The organism is Tildeniella sp., from assembly GCF_059505325.1.
The window spans coordinates 59,696-65,742 of record NZ_JCACKI010000029.1; the positions used below are offsets into that span (position 1 = coordinate 59,696).

Below are 6,047 nucleotides of genomic sequence, written 5' to 3' on the forward strand. Positions count from 1 at the left end.
CTAGCCAGATGCAGTAAGACTTGGGTTAGAAAGCTGTAGTGTAAGAAATACAAACAAAAGCTGAGCGCTGAAAGCTGAGCGCTGAAAGCTGAGCGCTGAAAGCTGATAGCTTCTCTCTAAAGACTCCAGGCAATCAAAAAAGAACCACCGACGTAGGCAAACGCTTCAATTAACCCTGCGCCGAGATTTGGGGTCGCTTGATTTACAATCTCATCCGAAATTTTTACACCGGGAACCAGCACCCAGTCGGCAATCCAACGAACGATCGCCAGAGCAATCAGCGATAAGCCCAGCACCAAGCCATACTGCGGTAAGCTCTGCTGCCAGGTTTGAAACTCCGGTACAAAAGCAATGCGTACAATGTTGCCTGTACCAATTAATAACCCTGCTAACGCTACCCCAGCAGCAGGATTGTTGCGCTTGCAGATTTCACGAAACACGTTGTAATTGGCAACGCGTGGGTAGAGCGAACTGACTAGCACCAGCACTGCCAAACCAACTATCCAGCAGACAATGCCGACCACATAGGTGCCGCCCTGCCCACCCAGCGCCGTGCTGAGAATCAGTCCGTTGGCAATGTGGATGCCTGCTTCGACAGCTCCAGCTCCAACATTCTGCTCTGCCAAAATCTCTCGTGCGCCATTGCAGCGCTGCATGATCAGTCGATCGCCCACCCACGCTCCCACCAGCATGAAGACAATCACGCCTGCACCGTAGCTGGCTAAGTTGATCGATCGCTCTTGCCAGTTCGCTCCAGTCTTGTCCAACACTCCCGCCAGCGCGATCACAATGCCAAAGTAATAACCAACCAGCGCGATCGCCACGGCTGGATTGTCCCGCACAAAGAGTTCCAGATTCAGCTCCATGCGCCGAAATAGCTTTTGGTACGCCAACTGCCCCAGCCAGAAAATGCCGAAGCCGATCGCAATGTCGAGAGCAGTGATGCTGATGGGGAGGAGAAGGTTGGGCATAGAGAGTGGGTGTGTGGGTGTGGAAGAGGCAGGGGAAGCAGGGGAGGTGGGGGAAGCAGTTCTGAAGTTTAGCCTTTAGCCTTTAGCCTTTTTTCTGCCTTCACTTCTGCCCCCGTTGCAAGAGACCAATCAGCGTGTCGGCAAGGCGATCGTAGAAAAAGTAATCATGAGCACCGATCGTAGTGGTAGGAGTACCACCAAACTGGCGTTTGAATTGGGAGAACTTGGCGTAAGGATGGCTGGGATTTTGGGTATAGCCGTAGAAGTCATAGAGTATGCAGCCTCTGGCTTGGGCGCGCTGCATGGCTGCCCAGTGAAGGGCGTAGTTGGGCATGACGTGGGCATGGTTTGGGCTACGACCGCCATAGAGGTAAGTTGCACGATCGCCCCAGTAAACCACCAGCATCGCTGATAGTACTTCGCCCCGCCAGGTTGCCAGTCCAATTTCTGCTAAATTTGCTGCGAACAGCGTTTGACAGAGGTTGATGAAAAAACCGTAGGGTTCGCCAAAAAACTGCTGTCGTGCCACTGTTTCCCAAAACAAATCGTAGAAGATCGGGATTGTTTGTGAATCCGTGGTGAACTGAGTCGTCACACCATATCGCTGGCTGAGCCGCAGATTATAGCGACCTTTGGGCTTCATGGCTGCTAGTCGTTCGGCATCCGTTGGGCGTAGATCAATCAAGAGAGTTTCTGAGGGCAACAAATCCATCGGAGCGCGGACAAAGTCTTGAAGAAAGGCGGGTTTTTTAGCCAGTGAGGGTTCGATCCGAAGGGCGATCGCACCTAGATCTGCTGCTAACGTTTCAGCTTGCTGTAGCAGCAATGGCATAGCGATCGCTTCAAACTCAGGCAACAAAAACGGTGCACCGGGAGCAGACAGCAAGTTGGCAGTATGAGGGCGCGGGTAGAAGTAGAAAAGACTGCCGCCGACTAACTGATCCTCGACAAAAACGCCATAGCGAAACACCTGATAGCCTTCCAGTTCTTTGAACTCTGACCATGCCCAGGATTGCATAAAGCATCCAGTCGGACTGGATTGTAGAAACGTATCCCAGCGATCGTGATCGCCGCTGTTCAGTTGCCGCAGCACCAACCTGCTTTTCTGTGTAGAAGTGTGCGTAGCCGCTTGAATAAACGTCATTGATCGTCCCGCTTAGACAAGTTCCATAGCCACATGCCGCCAATCACCATCGTCCAAAAACCCAACCAGCCAAAGCTGCCATCACCATCAGAAGAACGGTAGCTTGAGCCGCTGCCAGAGTAGGAACCCTTGGCAAAGACCGCATCAGGGGTCGCTGTATTTGCCATCAAGAGCGTCACCATCAGCATGATCATGAGTTCATTCGTGTGTTCAGAAACGTAGGTAAACGGTTGTCCTGATCGCACATTTTCTCTCAACTGCCTGAGTTCTTGGGCAAGTTTGGGCGGCAGCTCTTTTGCTCGTTCTAACAGTGCCGCCAATAGTCGATCGCCCTCAATTTGATTAAGCAAAGAGCGACTGTAGCCCAATCCTTCTTCGGTCATTTTGGGTGTGTGATAACGGTGTTGCGCTGGCAGCAGTACGTCGGCGGGCAGCAGCGGTTGAGTGGGCTGATGAAGTTGCTCTAGCCACACTTGCACGATCGCATCCAGTGCCAGCAAATTGGGTGTTTCGGCTAGGCAGAGTTCAGTCTCTTGCACAGCCAGGAAATCTGTAACCTCTGAAGACTCTGATAGCTCAGTCAAAGAACCTGGATTCAGCAAGTAATAGAGCAATTGGGGTGATGCCAATGTGTTAACAGGAACGGCGTACCGTCGATCGGCAACCGCCTGACGTATCTGAAACGCCTTGATCCAGTCGCTGGAGAGGGCTTTCAGACTGGCAGGGACGGACAGCGATTCTAATTCTGAGCGATCGATCGCCACGTTGGACGCGAGAAAAAAGCCCCAATCGCCGTAGCCATGACGCTGAAAAGACGGAATACTCAATTGCATCGGTTTGACATCCAGCGCTGCCGATCGCACCGTTTGGTAAAGACACCAAAAGCCCAGCGTGCGTTGTTCGATCGACACACCATTCGTACTCATCACACCACCGTTGACCAGCACCCGCGCCACCTGCTGAAACCACTCGCGGCTATAGATCTGCGTGTCTTCGAGAGACGTGGGATAAGTAAAGTCGCAAATAATGACATGAAAGCAGGCATCGGGTAACGCAGCAACAAAGGCAAACGCGTCTTGGGTGTAAACCGAAACGCGATCGGCTCCCAAGGCTGATTGTGGTTCACCCGTCAAACTGCCCTGGTTATAAGGCTTAAAAACAGTTCTGCCCAGTTCCAGCACCTCAGGGCTGTAGTCTACCAGGGCAACTTCACTGACTTGGGGAAAGCGCAATACATCTCGTGCTGCTAAGCCATCACCACCACCACAAAGCAGCACTCGCAAAGGAGTATCAGGAAAACGTTGTACACCAAGGGCGATCGCAGGCACAACTAGATGCTCGTGATAGATTGCCTCGTCCGCTGTATCAAACTGCAAATCCCCATTGAGGTAGAACGCAAGACCGTTAGCGGCATGTTCAATGAAAAGCGAGGTAGGCATGGGCGGTCAGATACCAAACATCATGAGCAGGAAACCAACAATCACTATTCCCCAAGCGATCGCATATTCTCTAGACCGATCGGCAGCAGCAATCATTGCCGTCACTGGAGCCTCGTAGGCACTCGCAAAGCCAAGCCCCCGCTGCACATCAGTAAAATCCTCTGGCTGGACTTCGCGGGTCGAATACACTACCAGTCTGTTGTTCGACCAAGCCTCTAGCGCCAAATTCCACAGATGGGGTGCATCCCAATAGTCCCAGGTGATGCGGAGGCGCGACTCGCCATCGGACGCATAGTCGCCCTCCGTTTTCGACTCAAATTCATAGGTACGGTTAAACAACTTCAGCGTTGGATAGGGTGTGCGCTGCGATCGCATCTCTGCCGCCAACGTCAACGCCACATCTCGCGCTGATTCTGGCTCATAAAGCGCTGGATTTGTCACTGCTTCTGCTAAAAACCAATGCACTGACCCGTCCGGGTTCGCTGGATCAATCTCCCGCAGCAGGTAATACTCCTTTCCCGTCTGCGATCGCAGTAGCCATTCCTCAGTTTCATAGCCGTTGTCGTCGGTGTAGGTACTGTAGTCGTTGACCTGCCATAGAACACCGTGATACTTCAGGCGATCGTTTTCTCGGAGTTGGCGCAGTTGGGCTTCAGTAAGGGTGGACATCAGGGTCAAAAGTGGAGGAGTGCCAAAGTGAAGATGCGAGCAATTTTGAGCTGATTTGCATCGGTCTAAAATTGTTGAATACACTCACTTGGGGCGATCTAGCCTTTTACCTCCCTATCACCCCATCACCGAGAGATAATGCCAATACGAGCGATCGCACTCCCCTGTCAGCTTCAGGGTCAAAAGCTCGGCGAGTTTTTCTGCCTTAGGAAGGTTGTTCTGATGATAGTCGCAGACGTGGATATCTACAGCGACTTTGTTACATTCCGTCCAAATGTGCAGGGCAACGTGAGATTCTTTCAGAATCAAAACGGCTGAAACACCTTGGGGTTCAAAGGTTGAGGCAACATCTCCGACCGCTTCCAGTCCAGCTTGCTCAACCACATCTCTTAACAAAAGCAGCAGTGCGGTGCTGGAGCATGTAGCGATCGTTCTCGCAATCGGCAGAACGGCAGCAAGATGGTGCGAGTGGATAGTCACGCGTAGCGACGTTGTGCAGCAGGCTTCTCAGTCCCAAAGGTTTCCAGCAGCAGGTAATGCAGGTGCTGGCGAAACCCTGGCTCTAAGTAACGCTCGCGCACTGAATTCCAATCCGACAGGGCTTCCGCTTGAGTTTGCTTCACAATTGCCTGGAGATCCGGCAGTTTAGTATGTTTCGACAAGTGCTTTACAAGCAGTGCCTGTAAAACCTGGCTGTCATGTACCGTCCCTAGCTTAGACTGAATCGTCTTGATATCTTTAATCCATGTCTGAAAAGCTTCGCCATAAAACGGTACAAAAAACTCTGCTTGATAGCGCACATGCTTACAGGCTTTACGAAGATCGTGCAGCACGTCACTGGCAGCATCAGAGGCATCCGTCTGTACGAGCCAACCTGGATGCAAGAGTAGTGTTGAAAGCAATGGACTCAGCAAATCTGGGATGAGTGGTAGCAAGCACTGAGTCGCCAGTGGAGTATACCGGGGATGACTCAACCAGGCTTCATAATCAACCTTGAGGTGCTGATAGCGCGATCGCGTCAGGGCATCTTCCACAGCAGAAAACGCCACTTGACGTTCTTTTTGAAGCTTACCAATCACTTCATCCAGTGATCGCTGCTCACTTTCGGGCACGTCAGGACGATAGCGCTGTTGCAGGTCTGCGGTCTGCACATCCAAATCGCGCAGCTTACCCAGCACTCTAGACAGTGAGCCAACCCGCTTCTCTGTTGCCGCTTTGGGGATAGCGATCGATCGCTCAAATACCTGGAGCGCAGTGCGTAGCCGACGAGTGCCAACCCGCATATCGTGGAGATGCTCCGGGTCTTTGTCGGCGATCACTTTCTTTTCCTGTTTCACAACAGCCTGATACTGCTCACGAATGACCGTATGTGCAAACTCACCCAGCGTTAGAGAGGGATCCATTTGAGGCGTTACGGCTGCCTGCTGCTTGGTTGGTTTCATAAAAATGGCTCATCGCACCCAATGCATCAATTGAGGGTTACTGCTCTGTCATTGCAGCGTACAGCTACCTAAAGAACAATGAGAAGCACCCGAATCATAGGCGAATTATATCTATTCTCACGAATGGCAGCCTCATCCCGATAACTTTAAGTTGTGTTAATGATTCGTCTGGCAAATTTATGGGCTTATCCGTATAATCAAAGAATGGTAAAGAAACGTAAATCTTTGCTCACAATTCAGATGCCGATTCTCATTTTTAGTGAAAGTGTCTGGAAAGTAAGCAAAGCTTCAAGCCATTTAGTCCTCATTCTTTCATTGGAGCTTGCGCTATGACCATAGCTGTAGGGCGTGCACCAGCGAGTCGTGGAGCGTTTGACGTACT

General features: G+C 51.5%; 6 protein-coding genes. All 6 read right to left on the minus strand.

Going from position 1 to position 6,047, the window contains the following annotated elements; genetic code table 11:
• Positions 1–116: 116 nt before the first annotated feature.
• The 6 genes from AC5JO6_RS12010 to AC5JO6_RS12035 all read right to left on the minus strand — a co-directional run bounded on the left by AC5JO6_RS12010 (position 117) and on the right by AC5JO6_RS12035 (position 5,665).
• On the minus strand, positions 117–971 hold the full coding sequence (locus AC5JO6_RS12010; protein ID WP_496081295.1) for a DUF350 domain-containing protein: 855 nt from the start codon (positions 969–971) through the stop codon (positions 117–119).
• Positions 972–1,071: 100 nt separating this feature from the next.
• Positions 1,072–2,115, minus strand: coding sequence for a lipid II:glycine glycyltransferase FemX (locus AC5JO6_RS12015; RefSeq protein WP_496081296.1), 1,044 nt, complete (start codon positions 2,113–2,115; stop codon positions 1,072–1,074).
• Entirely contained in the window at positions 2,112–3,554 is a 1,443-nt protein-coding gene (locus AC5JO6_RS12020) for a spermine/spermidine synthase domain-containing protein (RefSeq protein ID WP_496081297.1), read from the minus strand. Before AC5JO6_RS12020 ends, AC5JO6_RS12015 begins: the two co-directional genes overlap by 4 nt.
• Positions 3,555–3,560: 6 nt before the next feature.
• Entirely contained in the window at positions 3,561–4,223 is a 663-nt protein-coding gene (locus AC5JO6_RS12025; protein WP_496081298.1) for a DUF4178 domain-containing protein, read from the minus strand.
• A 117-nt stretch (positions 4,224–4,340) separates the two neighbouring features.
• On the minus strand, positions 4,341–4,703 hold the full coding sequence (locus AC5JO6_RS12030) for an S-adenosylmethionine decarboxylase family protein (RefSeq protein ID WP_496081299.1): 363 nt from the start codon (positions 4,701–4,703) through the stop codon (positions 4,341–4,343).
• Positions 4,700–5,665, minus strand: coding sequence for a CHAD domain-containing protein (locus tag AC5JO6_RS12035; protein ID WP_496081300.1), 966 nt, complete (start codon positions 5,663–5,665; stop codon positions 4,700–4,702). Before AC5JO6_RS12035 ends, AC5JO6_RS12030 begins: the two co-directional genes overlap by 4 nt.
• Positions 5,666–6,047: the final 382 nt, after the last annotated feature.